General features: G+C 71.6%; 13 protein-coding genes. 9 read left to right on the top strand and 4 right to left on the bottom strand.

The window, feature by feature from the left end:
• Positions 1-8: 8 nt before the first annotated feature.
• A complete protein-coding gene (locus EJK15_RS02250) occupies positions 9-686 on the bottom strand; it encodes a response regulator (protein WP_138708648.1) in 678 nt (225 codons plus the stop codon).
• Positions 683-1,882: a sensor histidine kinase gene (locus tag EJK15_RS02255; protein WP_138708649.1), complete on the bottom strand. Its 1,200-nt coding sequence runs from the start codon at positions 1,880-1,882 to the stop codon at positions 683-685. The genes EJK15_RS02250 and EJK15_RS02255 overlap by 4 nt, the downstream gene beginning before the upstream one ends.
• A 166-nt stretch (positions 1,883-2,048) precedes the next feature.
• Here EJK15_RS02255 and EJK15_RS02260 point away from each other — a divergent pair, with 166 nt between their 5' ends.
• The 7 genes from EJK15_RS02260 (at position 2,049) to EJK15_RS02290 (ending at position 10,792) form a co-directional block, all read left to right on the top strand.
• The gene (locus tag EJK15_RS02260; RefSeq protein ID WP_138708650.1) at positions 2,049-3,059 is read left to right on the top strand and encodes a carboxymuconolactone decarboxylase family protein; all 1,011 of its coding nucleotides are present in this window, start codon (positions 2,049-2,051) and stop codon (positions 3,057-3,059) included.
• Entirely contained in the window at positions 3,056-3,448 is a 393-nt protein-coding gene (locus tag EJK15_RS02265; RefSeq protein WP_206060605.1) for a hypothetical protein, read from the top strand. Before EJK15_RS02260 ends, EJK15_RS02265 begins: the two co-directional genes overlap by 4 nt.
• Entirely contained in the window at positions 3,445-4,905 is a 1,461-nt protein-coding gene (locus EJK15_RS02270) for a multicopper oxidase family protein (protein WP_138708651.1), read from the top strand. The genes EJK15_RS02265 and EJK15_RS02270 overlap by 4 nt, the downstream gene beginning before the upstream one ends.
• A 32-nt stretch (positions 4,906-4,937) precedes the next feature.
• A complete protein-coding gene (locus tag EJK15_RS02275) occupies positions 4,938-7,214 on the top strand; it encodes a xanthine dehydrogenase family protein molybdopterin-binding subunit (protein WP_138708652.1) in 2,277 nt (758 codons plus the stop codon).
• 192 nt (positions 7,215-7,406) lie between these two features.
• Positions 7,407-7,832: an ATP-binding protein gene (locus EJK15_RS02280; protein WP_206060606.1), complete on the top strand. Its 426-nt coding sequence runs from the start codon at positions 7,407-7,409 to the stop codon at positions 7,830-7,832.
• 114 nt (positions 7,833-7,946) lie between these two features.
• Positions 7,947-9,287, top strand: a complete 1,341-nt coding sequence (locus EJK15_RS02285) for a polysaccharide lyase domain-containing protein (protein ID WP_206060607.1) — start codon at positions 7,947-7,949, stop codon at positions 9,285-9,287.
• Positions 9,288-9,373: 86 nt separating this feature from the next.
• Positions 9,374-10,792: a WGR domain-containing protein gene (locus EJK15_RS02290; RefSeq protein WP_138708654.1), complete on the top strand. Its 1,419-nt coding sequence runs from the start codon at positions 9,374-9,376 to the stop codon at positions 10,790-10,792.
• Here the strand turns inward: EJK15_RS02290 and EJK15_RS02295 are convergent.
• Positions 10,776-12,161 (bottom strand): MFS transporter, encoded by a 1,386-nt coding sequence (locus EJK15_RS02295; RefSeq protein WP_171074054.1) that lies wholly within the window; start codon positions 12,159-12,161, stop codon positions 10,776-10,778. The genes EJK15_RS02290 and EJK15_RS02295 overlap by 17 nt on opposite strands.
• Positions 12,162-12,243: 82 nt before the next feature.
• Here EJK15_RS02295 and EJK15_RS02300 point away from each other — a divergent pair, with 82 nt between their 5' ends.
• Positions 12,244-13,227, top strand: a complete 984-nt coding sequence (locus tag EJK15_RS02300; RefSeq protein ID WP_206060608.1) for an Lrp/AsnC family transcriptional regulator — start codon at positions 12,244-12,246, stop codon at positions 13,225-13,227.
• A gap of 266 nt (positions 13,228-13,493) precedes the next feature.
• On the opposite strand, the gene EJK15_RS02310 is transcribed toward EJK15_RS02300, so the two are convergent.
• The gene (locus EJK15_RS02310; protein ID WP_138708657.1) at positions 13,494-14,081 is read right to left on the bottom strand and encodes a TetR/AcrR family transcriptional regulator; all 588 of its coding nucleotides are present in this window, start codon (positions 14,079-14,081) and stop codon (positions 13,494-13,496) included.
• A 167-nt stretch (positions 14,082-14,248) separates the two neighbouring features.
• Between EJK15_RS02310 and EJK15_RS02315 the strand changes: the two genes are divergently transcribed.
• Entirely contained in the window at positions 14,249-14,605 is a 357-nt protein-coding gene (locus EJK15_RS02315) for a DoxX family protein (RefSeq protein WP_138708658.1), read from the top strand.
• Positions 14,606-14,610: the final 5 nt, after the last annotated feature.

Raw genomic sequence — 14,610 nt, forward strand, 5'->3', positions numbered from 1 at the left:
GCCCCTTCCTACTGATCCAGGCCTATTCCACCACGCCGCGGGGTCACAAGCCCGGATTCGTACGCGAACACCACGAGCTGGGCGCGGTCGCGGGCATGCAGCTTGGTCATCGCGCGGCTGACGTGCGTCTTCGCGGTGGTCGGGCTGATCACCATGTGGGCGGCGATCTCGTCGTTGGACAGGCCGCGCGCCACCAGCGCGGTCACCTCGCGCTCGCGGTTGGTGAGCACGTCGAGCCCCAGAGGCGCAGGCTCGGGGCGGCGGGCGACGTACTCGCCGATCAGCCGGCGGGTGATGGCCGGGGAGAGCAGCGCGTCGCCGCGGGCCGCCACTCTGACGCCCTGCAGCAGGTCGGCCGGCTCGGTGTCCTTGACCAGGAAGCCGCCGGCACCGGCCCGGAGCGCGTTGAAGACGTACTCGTCGAGGCCGTAGTTGGTGAGGATCACGACGTGGACGCCGCTCAGCCGCTCGTCGGCGGCGATCCGCCGGGTCGCCTCGATGCCGTCCATCACCGGCATCTGGATGTCGACCAGCGCCACGTCGGGCAGGTGCTCCAGGGCGAGCGCGACGGCCTGCTCGCCGTTCGCCGCATCGGCCACCACCTCGATGTCGTCCTCGGCCTCCAGCAGGGCACGGAAGCTGCCGCGGATGAGCGCCTGGTCGTCCACGATCAGAACGCGGATCACGATGTCTCTTTCAAGGGCAGCGCCTCTTTCGCCAGAACCGTCTCATTCAACGGCGACGTCTCCTTCAGCGGAAGCTCGGCGCGTACGGTGAAACCGCCTTCGGGGCGGGGCTCGGCACGCAGCCGGCCGCCGAGGGCCGTCACGCGCTCACGCATGCCGAGCAGGCCCACGCCGGGCACGGGCGGCGCGTCCTTGCTGGCCGTTCCGTCGTCGTCCACCTGCACGATCAGCTCTTCGCCCGCGTAGTCGACGCGTATCGCCGCCGTGGCTCCGCCCGCGTGCCTGGAGACGTTGGTGAGGGCCTCCTGGACGATACGGTACGCGGCCCGGTCAACCTCGGCGGGCAACTCGCGGCGTACGCCGGAGATCGTCACTGTGGCCGGCAGGCCGGTCGAGCGGGCCCGCTCCACCAGGTCGCCGAGCCGGTCGAGCCCGCTGGCCGGCGCCTCGCCATCGGAGGAGCCGTCGGCGTCGCGCAGCACCTCCAGCGTGGCGCGCAGCTCGCGCATGGCGTCGCTGCTGGCCTCCTGGATCGCCAGCAGCGCTGCGGGCACCTCCTCGCCGCGCTTACGGGCCAGGTGGACGGCCACCCCGGCCTGGACCTTGATGATCGAGATGCTGTGGGTGAGCGAGTCGTGCAGCTCTCTGGCGATGCGCAGCCGCTCCTCGCCCGCGCGGCGCCGGGCCGCCTCCTCGCGGGTGCGCTCGGCCTCGGCGGCGCGCTGCTCGGCCTGCTCCAGGTACGCGTGCCGGTGCCGGGTCACCGTCGCCGCCACGCCGGCCGCCAGGAACCAGCCGACCAGCAGTGCGGTGTTCCGGAGATTCTGCCCGCTCCCGTCGGCGTCGGGCAGGTTCACCGCCAGGCCGGCGCCCAGGAACACCGCGCTCGCCAGCGCCGCGGCCAGCCGATGGTCGGCCCTGACCGCGGCGAACACCGACACCAGCACGGGAAAGGCGGCCGGTGGGCCCGGCTCGGCGTGCGCCGCGTACACGAGCATGCAGGCCGTGCTGACGACCAGCGGCACCAGGGGCGCCCGGCGCCAGGCGACCAGCACGAGGGACCCGACGAGGACTGCCGCGAGATCGAGCGCGCTCGCGCCCGGCGTGCCGAGCACGGTGGCCGACAGCATGACGGCGACCACCGCGGCGAGCGCGCCGTCCATGGCGAGCGGCCGCCACCGGTCCACAGAGCTCATTCCTGCAGATTAGGGTCTTTCCCGGCCGAGATCCTCCGCAGGAGGGCGTAATCCGTCACTACTTCCGGTGTAGTACGTCCCGCTGATTCCGCCTCGCGGGCGTAGGGACAGAAGCATCCCCGGGCACGACGACCGCTGACCAGCCTGAATACCACCATGTCCGGTTATGGAGACGATCCAGAGCAGGGGCCAGTTCCGCTACGTCACCCCCGTGCCGCCGCAGGCGGCGACCGGGCGAGTCGCTCAGGTCTACGCGCAGCTCGCGGAGGACTTCGGCATGGCGCGCATGGCCGTCTTCCTGACGCTGTCGCCGTCGGCGGAGGTGCTGGCGGCGACCTGGGCCATGCTGCGCGAGTCGCTGCTCTCCGGCAACGCGGCGCGCGCCGGCAAGGAGGTCGTGGCGCTGGGCGTGTCGATGGCCAACAAGTGCCCGTTCTGCGTGGCCGCGCACACGACGCTGCTGCACGCGACCGGCGACCACCGGCTGGCGGAGACGATCGCCGCCGGTGGCACGCCGTCCGATCCCGCGCACGCCAGACTGCTGGCCTGGGCCAAGGAGCGGGGCGGGATCGCGGGGCCGTTCGAGGCCCGGCACGCCCCCGAGTACATCGGCACCGCGCTGATCTTCCACTTCATCAACCGCATGGCCTCGGCGCTGCTCACCGACAACCTGCTCCCCGGCAACCTGCAGAAGTCCCGCCTGGTCAGAAGCGTGGGCGGCCGGGTGATGGCCCGTGCGGTACGCAGGCGGCTGCCCCCGGGCGCGAGCCTGCCCCTGATCGCGGACCTGCCCGGGAGCCCTGAATCCGCCTGGGCGGCGGGCACCCCGATCGCCCCTGCCTACGCCGCGCTCAGGGCCGTAGCCGGGGACGGGGGCGCGCTGCTCGGGGACACCGCCCGGGCCGCCGTCACCGACACCGTCGCCGCCTGGGACGGCGAGCACCCGCCGATGGGCAACGCCTGGCTGGGCGGACTGCCCGAGGAGGATCGGCCGGGAGCCAGGCTGGCGCTGCTCGCGGCGCTCGCGCCGTACCGGGTCACCGACGCCGACGTCGCCGCCTGGCGCGGCTCCAGAACGGACGAGGACCTGGTACGGCTCTGCGCGTTCGGCGCGATCACGGCCACGGAACGCGCCGAGACCCTCATCACCGAAGCACTCGCAGGAGAACGATCATGACTGCACACCAGACCGTCGCCCCCACTTCCTGGACCATGCAGGCGCTCCGAGCCGTGGTGGTCCTGCACGTCGTCGCGCTGCTGTTCCAAGCCGTGACGGCAGGACTGCTGCTGTCCTCGCCTGGCGGCCGGGCGTTGCACATGTCCTCGGGAGTCGCCCTGGCCGTCATCGGCCTCCTGCACCTCGTCGTGGCGATCACGGTGTGGCGGCCGGGCGGCGGGTCGCCGCGGTTCATCGTCCCGGCCGCGTTGTTGCTGGCCCTGACGATTGTGGCGGCGATACTCGGCGAAGCGGGCGTGAAGACCGTTCACCTGCCGCTCGGGGTGCTGCTGTTCGGCGGCGGCGTCGCGCAGCTCTTCAGGGTCCTTGCGCGACCGGGCGCGGCATGACCCCGACCAGGCGCGACGCGCTGCGCCTGCTCGGCCTGGGCGCGGTGGCGGTGGCGGCGGTGCCCGGCTGCTCACTGGTCGCCGGCACCCCGCAGCCGCAGCTTCTGGCCGGCGCGGCGCCTCTGCCCAAGCCGTACGCGGTGCCACTGCCGGTCCCCGAGATCGCCAAGCCCGTCCGCAGCGCGGGCGGGGCCGACTTCTACGAGCTGGCAGAGCGGGCGGCGGAGGTGGAGCTGGTGCCCGGACTGCGTACCCAGATATGGGGATACGGCGGGCAGTTTCCCGGTCCGACCATCCAGGCGCGCAGCGGCCGGCGGACCGTCGTGAAACTGATCAACCAGCTCGGCCAGCCGACCGTGCTGCACCTGCACGGCGGGCACACCCCGCCGGAGTCCGACGGCTTTCCGACGGACCTGGTGGCGCCGGGGGCCTCGCGCGAGTACGTCTTCCCGCTGGAGCAGCGGGCCGCCACGCTCTGGTACCACGACCACCGCATGGACTTCACCGGGCCGCAGGTCTGGCGCGGGCTGGCCGGGATGTTCCTGGTGCGCGACGCCGAGGAGGAGGCGCTGCCGCTGCCCGCCGGGGAAAGGGACGTGCCGCTGCTGATCTGCGACCGGTCGTTCGCCGCCGACGGCGCCCTGCTCTACCCGGCGTTGAGCGACCGGCCCGGGGTGCAGGAGGGCTACATGGGGGGCGTGCTCGGCGACGTGATCCTGGTGAACGGGGCGCCATGGCCGGAGCTGCGGGTGGCCAGGGCCCGGTACCGGCTGCGGCTGTGCAACGGGTCCAACGCCCGCGCGTACGAGCTGACCACCGGCGGCCCGATGGTCCAGATCGGCAGCGACGGCGGCCTGCTGAGCGCGCCCCGCAGGGTGCGGCAGATCCGGCTGTCCCCCGGCGAGCGGGCCGACGTGGTCGTCGACTTCTCCGCCTACAAGCTCGGCCAGTACGTCGAGCTGCGGAATCTGGCGGGGGAGGGCGCGCAGGCAAGGGTGATGCGGTTCGCGGTGGACCGCGACGAGCCCGACGACTCGACGGTGCCGGCCCGGCTGTCCACCGTCGAGGCGCTCGATCCCGGCAAGGCGACGGTGACGCGGGACTTCGAGTTCAGCAGCGGCAGCATGCACGGCGGCACCGGCTGGCTGATCAACGGCAGGCCGTTCGACCCCAAGCGCATGGAGGCCAGGCCCAAGCTCGGCGACATCGAGGTATGGCGGCTGACCAGCGACGTCGCACACCCGGTGCACCTGCACCTCGACCACTTCCAGGTGCTGTCGGTCAACGGCGAGCGGCCGGCGGGGCCGCCGGAGTGGAAGGACACCGTCGAGCTGCGCGACGCCCAGACCGTCGAGATCGTCACCCGGTTCACCGACTACCGGGGGCGCTACGTGCTGCACTGCCACAACCTCGAACACGAGGACATGGCGATGATGGCGGGTTTCGAAGTCGTATAGACCGTTCGGCGGACGGCGCTCACAATCAGGCCATGGGAGACGTATATGTGGGCGCGAAGACGCCGCGACGGGAAGACGCCAGGCTGCTGACCGGCCGGGCCAGGTACGTCGGCAACGTCCGGCTGCCGGGCGCCGTGCACGCGTACGTCGTCCGCAGCCCCGTTGCCCACGGCCGGCTGCTCGGCTGCGACGCCAAGGCGGCCTGGGCGGTCGAGGGCGTCCTCGACGTGATCACCCCGGCCGACGCCGCCGGCCTGCGCCTGGCCTGCGTTCACCTGGCGCCGGACCAGCGGATGAGCTCGTACCGGGCGCTGGACGACGCGATCAGGTACGCCGGCCAGCCGCTCGCCGTCGTCGTCGCCCGCACCCCCGAGGCCGCCAGGGACGCCGCCGACCTGGTCGATCTGGAGCTCGACGAGCTGCCCGCCACGGTCGGGATCGAGCGGGCGCTGGAGGACGACGCCCCGCTGCTCTACCCGGACTGGGGCACGAACGTGCTCACCGACTTCACGCTCGGCGACGCCGACTGCGCGGCCGCCGTCGAAGGGGCCGAGCACGTCGTCGAGATGACGTTCCGGATGGGCCGCGTTTCGCCGCACCCGATGGAGCCGCGCGGCGTGGTGGCGGCCTACGCGGACGAGGAGCTGACCGTCCACATCTCCACCCAGTCGCCGCATCACGTGCGCGAGCACCTGGCGGACGCATTCGGGCTCTCCCACGACCGGGTACGCGTGATCGGCGGCGACACGGGAGGCGGGTTCGGCGGCAAGGAGCACCTCTATCCCGACGAGGCGCTCATCTGCCTGGCCGCGATGCGGCTGGGCCGCCCGGTGAGCTGGACGGAGTCGCCCGGCGACCGCCTGCTGGCCACGCTCCCCGCCCGGGCCGCCGTGCACCGGGCGCGGCTGGCGCTCGACGGTGCGGGGAGGTTCACTGCCCTCCAGGTGGACGTGCTCGCCGACCTCGGCGCCCACCCGTCGAACTCCGGCCCCTCGACGGCCGCGGTGACGGCCACGCTGCTGCCCGGCCCCTACCGCTTCGACCAGGTCGCGGTACGCGTGCGCGGCGTCGTCACCAACACCACGCCCATCGGCTCCTACCGCGGCTTCGGCCAGCCCGAGGGCACGCTGACCAGGGAGCGGCTGATCGACGAGGCGGCGCGCAGGCTGGGGATCGACCGGATCGAGCTGCGGCTGCGCAACCTGCTCGAGCCGGACGAGCTGCCGTACACGACGCGCGTCTACCAGCGCTACGACTCGGGCGACTACCCGCGCGCGCTGCGTACCCTCCGCCACCTGGTCACGCCCGTGGAGAAGGACGACGGGCGCAGGCGCGGGATCGGCTACTCCTGCCACGTGGAGAGCACCGGGTTGGGGCCGTCGATGGGTCTCAAGGCCATGGGCATCCTGTCCGGTGGCTACGAGACGGCGATTCTGCGCATGGAGCAGGACGCGTCCGTGGTCGTGTCGTCCGGGGTGGCGGCGATCGGGCAGGGCATCGAGACGGCGCTGGCCCAGCTCGCCGCCGACCGGGTGGGGGTGCCGATCGACCGGGTGCGGGTGGTGCTGGGGGACACGGCGGCGACGCCGTACTCGGGGGTCGGGTCCATCGCCAGCCGCGCGCTGGCGGTCGGCGGCGGGGCGCTCACCCAGGCCGCCGCCCGGCTGCGCGACAAGCTCGTGGCCCTCGCCGCGCACCGGCTGGAGGCCGCGCCCGCCGACCTGGAGATCGCCGACGGCGCCGTGCGGGTGAAGGGCGACCCGCAGGCGTCCGTGACGCTACGCGAGCTCGCCACGTCCGCGTGGCGCGGATGGGACCTGCCGGAGGGCGTCTCGCCTGGGCTGGAGGAGCGGGTCAGCTACGACCCGGCCGGCTACACCTACGCCTACGGGGCGCACGCGGCCGCCGTGGCCGTCGACCCGGAGACGGGGGCGGTCGAGGTGGAGCGTTACTGGGTGGTCAACGACGCCGGCGTGCTGGTGAACCCGGCGGTGGTGGAGGGCCAGATCCAGGGCGGCGTGGCCCAGGGGATCGGCGAGGCGCTCACCGAGGAGATCGTCTACACCGCCGACGGGCAGCCGATCACCGACTACCTGCTGCCGACCACACGGGAGATCCCGGACATCCAGGTCGTGATGCTGGAGACGCCCTCGCCGATCACGCCGGGCGGTATGAAGGGCGTAGGGGAGGCGGGCACGATCGGCCCGCCCGCCGCCATCGCCAACGCGGTGGCCGACGCCCTCCCGGAGATCGCCGGAAAGATCACCGACGTGCCGCTCACGCCGTCATCCCTGTGGTCGCTCATGTAACCAAAAAGTAACCAGAATTTTCCGTCGAAGCTTCGACCCGAATGGCTTTCCTGTGCGTACAAGTTTCGACAGCCGCCTACGCCAACCCACAGGCAGGCACTCTTGTTGAACGAGACGCGCATTCGCTGCCCCGGCCAGGAGAGAGAAGCCATGACCACGCTGCGATCAGCTCGGAGGAGCCCGGTGCAGTACGTGTGGTCGCTGCGCGAGGACGCCCAGACGGTCGGTCGCGCACGAGCGATCATTCGCGATGAATTGTCGGCCCTTGCCCTTTCTCCTGACTTCATCGACGACGCCGTGCTCATGGTGAGCGAATTAGTGACAAATGCCTTCATGTACGGCGACAGTCCTTATGAACTGATCCTCCACATAGACGCCAAAGAGATCATGTGCGTCGTGGTGGACGGCAGTCCGATCCTGCCCGCACCGTCGCCTCACGACCTGCAGGCCGAGCACGGGCGCGGGCTGCGCATCATCGCCAGGCTCTCCGACGGCTTCTACGGCTGTCACCCCCAGCGCTACGCCAGTCACCCTGACCTCGTCGGCAAGGCCACCTGGTTCGCGCTCCCTCGCGCGGGCGTGGCCGGCACCGTCGTGCCGATCAGGGCCGGAACATAACCCCGCGTTCACCAAGAAGTCAGGACTTCCAGCAAGATCGCGGATAAGGTGTCAGCCGCAAGCCGGGGATGATCTTCGTTGAAATGGCGGGACCCGGCCGTTCTGGAGGCTGAATTGTCTGGCTGGAACCTTCGTACCGGTGCGGCGATCACCACGTTCGCGCTCGCGGCCACGACGGTCGGGACGGGCGCCGCGTCGGCGGTCGTCGCGACCGTCTACTACGTGGACGCCGTCAACGGCAGCGACTCGGCGGCGGGCACATCCGCCGCCACCGCGTGGAAATCGCTCACCAAAGCATCGACGGCGCCCTTAGCCCCCGGCGACAAGCTGCTGCTGAAGCGCGGCAGCACGTGGCAGGGCCAGCAGCTCACGCTCGGCAGGTCCGGTACGTCCGCCGCCCCGATCGTCGTGGACTCCTACGGCACGGAAACCGCCAAGCCCGTGATCACGGGCCACGCCGAGGCCTGCGTGAGCCTGGAAGGCGCCCACATCGAGGTCTACAACCTGCAGGTCGGCCAGCCCACGGACGGCGCGCGCTGCACGTGGGCCGGGATCAAGGTCACGGGCAACGACAACGTCATCGAGCGCAACTACATCACCGGTGCCGCCGCCGGCGTCTACATCGAGAAGAAGGTGCTCTACACGGCGGTGACGGCCAACGACTTCGTCGACAACAACTACATGAGCAAGCTCACTGAGGTGCCGAAGAACGACGACTCCGGCGCGTTCGCGATCCTCGTCCAGGGCGACTACTCCAACATCGGCTGGAACGAGATCCGCGGCTCGGACGCCTTCAGCCACGACTACGGGAGGGACGGCGCGGCCGTGGAGATCTTCCTCGGCTCGGGCAACCGCATTCACCACAACATCGCGATGGACAACGAGACCTTCACCGAGCTGGGCACCAGCAAGGAGGTCAACACCGACGGCACCCCCGTCGACCCTGACGGGACCTCGGGCAACGTCTTCGAGTACAACGTGATCGGCGGTCCGGCGACCCAGGCCGGCCTGGTCACCAGGGGCCCGCAGGAGCCCGGCCAGGAACCCGACCCGAACGGCCCCGTCCTCGGCACCGTCTTCCGCAACAACACCCTGCGCCTGACCCACGCCGACTCCCAGGGCGTCATCTGCGACGCGGCCTGCACCAACGCCCACCTGTCGGTGTCGCAGAACATCGTCCAGGCCGTGCGCAAGACCGCCTACGGCCCTCAGGTGACCGACAGCCACCACAACGTGTTCTACGGCGCCGGCCAGCACCAGATGGGCGGCGCGAACAACGTCACGGCGGACCCGCTGTTCGACCTCACCGACCCCGAGCACCCACTGAGCCTGCGCGCCGGCAGCCCCGCCATCGACCTCGGCGTCACGCGGTTCAGCGACGACGACGTGACCGGGCGGGCGATCGACGGCAGCGACGGTCCGGTCGACGCCGGGGCGTACGAATACGACAAGTGAGCCTTTAGCGAGAGGAGTTTTGTCGCCGCCGTCCTCTACGCTCCCGAGCAATTGATCAAGCCCTGCCGATCTGGAGAAGCGCGGACATGACCTACTTGGAGCTGTCGGAGGACGGCGGCGGATCGCACAAGTTCTACGAGGTGACCGTGGCGGGCACACAGGTCACGATCACGTACGGGCGCATCGGCGAGAGCGGCCAGACCAAGGTCACGCCCTTCCCCACGGCGGCGAAGGCCCAGGCGGCGGCCGCCAAGAAGATCGCCGAAAAGACCCGCAAGGGCTACGCGCCCGCCGTGCGCGGGATGCGCGCGCGCCGGGCCGTCACCCACCGGGCCATCTCCAGCACCCGCTCCACCGCCCAGCAGGCGCCGGTCCTGTGGCGATTCCACAGCGGCGCCGCCGCGTTCGGGATCTTCGTGGACGAGGAGCGCTGCTGGGTCGGCAACCAGAACGGCGACGTCTATACCGTCGCCCACTCCGGCACCGTGACCGGTCGCTTCAAGCTGCCGGACGGCGTCAAGTGCATCGTGGCCGACGACTTCTGGATCTACGCGGGCTGCGACGACGGCCGCGTGTACGACCTGAGCGGCAAGGTGCCGCGGGCCGCGTACGAGATCGCCGCCGACGTCGACATCTACTGGCTCGACATCCACGACGGCGTGCTCGGCGTCTCCGACCGGGCGGGCCGGGTCACGGCGATCGACTACGAGGACGAGTTCCAGTGGGCGCGCAGCGCCGGCGGCGACTCGGCGTGGATGGTGCGATGCGACGAGGACGCGGTCTTTCACGGCCACTCGCGCGGCGTCGCCCGCTACGACGTCTCCGACGGCGCGCCGGTGTGGACCACACCGACGGACCAGGTGCTGTTCGGCTGGCAGGAGGAGCACTCCGTCTACGCGGGCACGGCCCGCGGCAGCGGGGGCAGCGTGTACCGCCTGGCCAAGGGCGACGGCCGGATCGAGGCCGTCTACCAGTGCGACGGGGCCGTCTACTCGTGCGCCACCTCGCCGGGAGGCCGCCACGTCTTCGCCGGCGACAACCACTCCTCGGTCTACTGCTTCGACGCCTCCGGCGAGCGGCTGTGGAAGCTCGGGACCGGCAACGGGTCGGCGTTCTCCATGCAGTATCTGGACGAGCGCCTCTACATCGTCACCACGGACGGCTCGCTGGCGTGCATCGACGCCAGTGAGGCGGCCATCGCCGCGGCCCGCGCGGGCAGCGTGCCGCAGCCGCTCGATGTCAAGGCGGCCGCGTCGCTGGAGACCGTCGAGCCCTCCGCCGTGCTGGAGACGGTGACCGACGTGGGCGACGGCGTGGTGGTGGAGTGCGTCAGGGAGGGCGAACGGCTCCGGGTCCGCGTGGTCAGCTCCGGTTACGAGTCCTGGAATGTCCAGTTCCCCAAGGACATCCGCGAGCCGGGTGCCCGCTACCTCGTCGAGGGCGTCCGCTCGGCCGGCCGCGGCGGCTTCTACCGCGCGTACGGCGAAATCAGGCGCCTGCTCTGACCTTCGCGGGACTCCGGACGACGGCCAGGACCAGAAGGCCCGCGACCAGGCCGATGACCGCGCTCGCCCGGTAGACGTCGTTCAAGGCGGCGTGCGGCGCCGGGTCGCCCTGGTACAGCAGGCCCAGCACGGCGATGCCGAGCGCGTACCCGAGCTGCCTGACTGTGTTGACGGCGCCCGCGGCCATGCCGGCGCGCGGCGGCGGGGCGAAGGCCATGGCGGCGGAGCTGAGCGAGGGGATGGCCAGGCCCACGCCGACACCGGTCACGACCAGGCCGGGCGCCAGCGCGGTCCAGGCCGAGTGCTGGTCCAGCGTGCCCTGCAGGAACGCGCCCGCCCCGATCAGCAGCAGCCCGGCGCCGACGGCGGCCCGCGGGGACAGCCGGGGAAGCAGCCGGGAGGCGGCGATCGAGACCACCAGGGAGGTGGCCGCCATCGGCGCCAGAGCCAGCCCCGCCAGCACCGGTCCGAGCCCGAGATCCCCCTGCAGCCAGAGCGAGGTGAAGGCCAGGCACGCGAACGCGGCCGGCATGAGCAGCCCTGCCCCCGCCATGATCCCGCTGAACGACCGGTCGGCGAACAACCTCAGATCCAGCATGGGACGCGCGCTCCGCGTCTCGACGACGAGGAAGGCCACGAGCGCCACGGCCGCCGCGCCCAGCGGTACCAGCGTCCGCGCCGCCGTCCAGCCGTACTGCCCGGCCTCGATGAGCCCGTACGTGAGCGCGCCCGCCGCGACCGTGAACGTCACCATGCCCGCCCAGTCGGGCCGGCCCGCGCCGGGCAGGCGCGACTCCTTGACGGCACGCAGGGTGAGCCAGGCGGCGGCCAGGCTGATGGGCAGGTTCACCAGGAAGATGGCCCGCCAGTTCAGGTGTTCGGTGAGCAGGCCGCCGAGCACGGGAGCGACGGCCGCGGCGGCCCCGTTGACGCCGCCCCACACGCCGAACGCGATGCCCCGCTGCCGGCCGTGGTAGGTGGAGCTGATGAGGGCGAGGGTGGTGGCCATCATGGCCGCGCCGCCCGCGCCCTGCACCACACGGGCGGCCAACAGCACGCCGCCGCTGGGCGCCAGCCCGCAGGCGAGCGAGGCCAGCGCGAACACGGCCAGCGCCACCAGATAGACCCTGCGCCGCCCGGCGTGGTCGGCGAGGGATCCGGCGGCGAGCAGCAGCGCCGCCAGTGCCAGCACGTAGCCGTCCAGCAGCCACTGCGTGCCGGCGAACGACAGATGGAGGTCGGCGGTGATCTGGGGGAGGGCGACCATGACGATGGTCACGTCGACGAGCAGCATGAAAGCGCCCAGGCAGGCGGCTGCCAAGGGCTGCCAGCCGGTGGCCGCCGTCTCGGGTGCGCGGGTTTCGGTCATGGCGACCACGGTCGGCCCAGGCTGTGGGTATTCGCCAGCAGAGTCACCACTTCTGGTGGATTCCCGTGCGAGATAGCCTGTGATGATGAAAAACATCGAGCTGGACGGGGTGGATCGGGGGCTGTTGCATGCCCTGCAGGTGGACGGGCGGGCCTCGTTCAGCCGCATCGGCGAGGTGCTCGGCGTGTCCGACCAGCGGGTGGCTCGCCGCTACCGGCGGCTGCGCTCCAGCGGCATGCTGCGCGTCGTCGGCGTCGTGGACGGGCGGCGGCTCGGCTACGAGTCGTGGTCGATCAGGCTGCGCTGCACCCCGGACGCCGCGCTCGCGATCGCCGAGGCGCTCGCGCGGCGCTCCGACACGTTCTGGGTGCACCTGCTCTCCGGAGGCACCGAGATCTCCTGCGGCGCGCTTCAGCGCACGGCCAGGGAACGCGAGTCGCTGCTGCTGAACAAGCTCGCGCGGACGCACCGCGTGCTGTCGGTGTCGGCGCACCGGACCCTGCACATGTTCGTCGGCGGGCGGATCGGCTGGGCCGCGCTGGCCGCGCTCTCGGCCGGCCAGGTGGCGCACCTGGCGGCCGGGCGGGTGTACAGCAGGCAGGGGACGGGCGAGCGGGTCGTGCTCGGCCCCGGAGACGAGGCCCTGCTGGAGGCGCTGTCACGGGACGGCAGAGCCGGGTACGCCGATCTGGCGGCGGTGACGGGCTGGTCCGAGTCGACGGTCAAGCGCCGCATGGAGCACCTCTGCTCGGCCGGGGCGCTGTTCTTCGACATGGACGTTCTGCCCACGCTGCTGGACTACCAGGTGGAGGCGCAGCTGTGGATGTCGGTGCCGCCGGCCGAGCTGGACGCGACAGGAAGGGCGCTGGCCGGGCATCCGGAGATCGCGTTCGCGGCCGCGACGACGGGCCCGGCCAACCTGGCGGCCAGCGTCGTGTGCCGCGACGACGAGGCGTTCTACCGCTACCTCACCGAGGGCCTGGGCGCGCTGCCCGCGATCAGGAACATCGAGACCGCGCCGATCATCAGGACCATCAAGCGCGCGGGGGCCGTGCTCCCCCTCTGACTGCTGGGCCCTCGCCTGCGCGAGGCCGGTCCTGACCATCCACCCGCCGACGGCCACATGATCGAAGCGTGCACCGGCCATCGAGGCGATCGTTCCTCCAGCTCGGCGGCGTGGCCGCGGCCGGGGCTCACGGCGTCGGCCCAGGCGGAGGCCGCGCACACGCCGGACGACTCGTTCCTGCGATTACGCCGCCGCCGGCGGGAGGTGACCGCGGGGTCAGTTGGCGGGTGTAGCGGTGGCGGCGGATGCGTCAGCCCCGAGCAGTGCTAGGCGGACCTGTCTTCGTCGGGGACCAGCACTTGAGCGAGGTAGTCCAAGGCGGCCTGGGACGTGCGGCTGTCTCCACCGACCTCGGGTACGACATCCGGCGCGGCCCTGCGTAGCTCTAGCCAGCCGACGAATGCGGCATAGGCGACCACCGCTTGGCGGCGGGCCACGGCGGGAGCCAGGCCGAGCTCCCGGTAGGCCTCGGTGAGCCAGCCGACCCGGCGGTCAGTCACCCGGCGCAGTACCGGCGCGACGATCGGGTGGTCGGCGTGGGCTGCAAGCGCCGGCTCGAGACCCGTGAGCTCGTCAACGGCAAGCGCGTGGGTGAGCAGGGCCCGGAGTTGTTCGGCAGGGGTGACGATGGCCTTGAGCTGCTCGAGGACCTCAGTAGTGGACAGGCGCTCCCACTCCTCAAGCGCGGCGGCGAGCAGCGCGTCGCGGTCCTTGAAGTGCCAGTAGAAACTGCCGCGTGTGATCTTCATCCGCCGGGCGATCGCATCGACGCGCACGGCCGAGACGCCGCCTTCTGCGAGGGCCTCCAGTGCTGCATGTGTCCAGTCGTCGCGTGAGACCTGAGCCCTTGACATGTCCATACACTACTGTACGGTCGAACATACAGCACTGTATGGAGCCCCCGCGGTTCCTCGGCGATCGCACTCCCTCACCGATCCGGGCCAGACCGCCGACTCGGTCGCGGCCCGCCGATGCACGACTTCAAACCCCGGGAATCGTCCTCACAGGCAAGGAGATCCTCATGCTCGCCGCCTACATCGCCGTCACCCTCCTGGCCGCGGCCGCCAACGGCTCCGCTGCCATTGCGAACCTCATCGGCCACGAGTACGCCACGACCCAGGCAGACAAGATGCGCGTGCCACGGTCGTGGAATCGCCCGTTGGGCACGCTCCTGGGGGCGGGCGCGCTGGGCCTGCTGGCCGGGTTCGTCGTGCCGGCGCTCGGCATGCTCGCCGCCGCCGGCCTCGTGCTGTACTTCCTCAGCGCATTCGGTGCGCACCTGCGGGCACGCAACTACCAGTTCGGCCCCTGGGCCGTGATGTTCTCCCTCGCGGTGGCCGCACTGGCCGTGAACCTGGCCTACCACCACCCCTGGTGAAGGCT

This window comes from Nonomuraea basaltis (assembly GCF_005893125.1).
GTDB classification, from domain to species: domain Bacteria; phylum Actinomycetota; class Actinomycetes; order Streptosporangiales; family Streptosporangiaceae; genus Nonomuraea; species Nonomuraea basaltis.

Bases quoted from the DNA above. Each gene is read 5' to 3' on its own strand.
- EJK15_RS02255 (WP_138708649.1), bottom strand. From the start codon at position 1,882: ATGAGCTCTGTGGACCGGTGGCGGCCGCTCGCCATGGACGGCGCGCTC.
- EJK15_RS02260 (WP_138708650.1), top strand. From the start codon at position 2,049: ATGGAGACGATCCAGAGCAGGGGCCAGTTCCGCTACGTCACCCCCGTG.
- EJK15_RS02265 (WP_206060605.1), top strand. From the start codon at position 3,056: ATGACTGCACACCAGACCGTCGCCCCCACTTCCTGGACCATGCAGGCG.
- EJK15_RS02270 (WP_138708651.1), top strand. From the start codon at position 3,445: ATGACCCCGACCAGGCGCGACGCGCTGCGCCTGCTCGGCCTGGGCGCG.
- EJK15_RS02275 (WP_138708652.1), top strand. From the start codon at position 4,938: ATGGGAGACGTATATGTGGGCGCGAAGACGCCGCGACGGGAAGACGCC.
- EJK15_RS02290 (WP_138708654.1), top strand. From the start codon at position 9,374: ATGACCTACTTGGAGCTGTCGGAGGACGGCGGCGGATCGCACAAGTTC.
- EJK15_RS02295 (WP_171074054.1), bottom strand. From the start codon at position 12,161: ATGACCGAAACCCGCGCACCCGAGACGGCGGCCACCGGCTGGCAGCCC.
- EJK15_RS02300 (WP_206060608.1), top strand. From the start codon at position 12,244: ATGATGAAAAACATCGAGCTGGACGGGGTGGATCGGGGGCTGTTGCAT.
- EJK15_RS02310 (WP_138708657.1), bottom strand. From the start codon at position 14,081: ATGTCAAGGGCTCAGGTCTCACGCGACGACTGGACACATGCAGCACTG.
- EJK15_RS02315 (WP_138708658.1), top strand. From the start codon at position 14,249: ATGCTCGCCGCCTACATCGCCGTCACCCTCCTGGCCGCGGCCGCCAAC.